Source organism: Micromonospora sp. M51, from assembly GCF_018070305.1.
Classification (GTDB): Bacteria; Actinomycetota; Actinomycetes; order Mycobacteriales; family Micromonosporaceae; genus Micromonospora; species Micromonospora parva.
This window is the reverse complement of sequence record NZ_JAGPXZ010001259.1, coordinates 1-1,005: the sequence shown is the minus strand read 5'-3', so window position 1 is coordinate 1,005 and position 1,005 is coordinate 1. Positions and strand designations below refer to the sequence as shown.

General features: G+C 71.5%; 1 protein-coding gene and 1 pseudogene. Both read right to left on the bottom strand.

Annotated features, from left to right (window positions below):
- Positions 1–358: pseudogene (locus tag KBX53_RS34125) on the bottom strand (terpene synthase); the annotation flags it as partial.
- Positions 355–1,005, bottom strand: a 651-nt coding sequence (locus KBX53_RS34120; RefSeq protein ID WP_210863942.1) for a cytochrome P450, incomplete at its 5' end; no start/stop codon positions are given. The pseudogene KBX53_RS34125 and the gene KBX53_RS34120, both read right to left, overlap by 4 nt.

Sequence of the window (1,005 nt, the reverse complement as noted above, 5' to 3'; positions counted from 1 at the left end):
GCCGCCCGGGTGCCGGCGTGGCGCCGTCGGCCACCGCGAGGCAGTCGGTCACCACCTTCCGGATGTCGTCGACGGACCGGGCGAGGTAGTCGACCTGCCAGTCGGTGGCGAAGACCCAGAGCACGGTACGGGTGGTGATCCGCAGTTCGGCGGCACTGTGCCAGGGTGCGATGAAGGCGACGGTGGTGGCCACCGAGCTGAGCAGCGCCGGGTCGAACGGCGCGGCGTCGAACAGCTCGGGATGGTCGGCGGTAACTTCCTGCAGGTCGCGTACGCCCCGCACGGCGAGCGCGCACACCCGGCCCTGCTCGGCGATCGCGTCATGAGCTGCCGGTGCCGGTCGCGGGGTCTCGGTCACGATGCGGCCGGGCGCTCGACCGCGGTGAGGATGACCTCGGCACGCTGCTTGGGTTGCAGGGAGGCACCCATCCGAGGGGTGAGGCCCACCGGTTCGCGCAGCCGGAAGCGGTAGCGGCTCAGCACGGTGCTGACGATGAGTTGGGCCTCCAGCAGGAACAGGTACTGCCCGAGGCACTGGTGCGGGCCCCCGCCGAACGGGAAGTAGGAGTACCGGTAACGCCGCCGGGGCAGCTCCGGCGCGAACCGCTCCGGGTCGAAGAGCGACGGGTTGTCCCAGAACGTCGACATCCGCTGGGTCACGTACGGGCTGACCAGCACGGTGCCGCCGGCCTTGATCCGCACCCCGCCGAGCATGTCGTCGCCGACCGCGGTGCGCGGGATCATCCAACCCGCCGGGTAGAGCCGCAGCATCTCGTCGAGCACCATCCGGCCGTAGCGCAGTTGGGGCAGGTGCTCGCGGCCGACCCGTTCGGCGCCGACCACCTGCTCGATCTCGTCGGTCATCCGCTCGGCCACGTCGGGGCGGGACGCCAGCACCGGCCACAGCCAGGAGAGCAGGGCGATGGTGGTCTCGGTGGCGGTGGAGAACATCGCGACCACGTCGCCGCGGATCGCGTACTCGTCGGGTTCGCTGCCGTCGGCGCG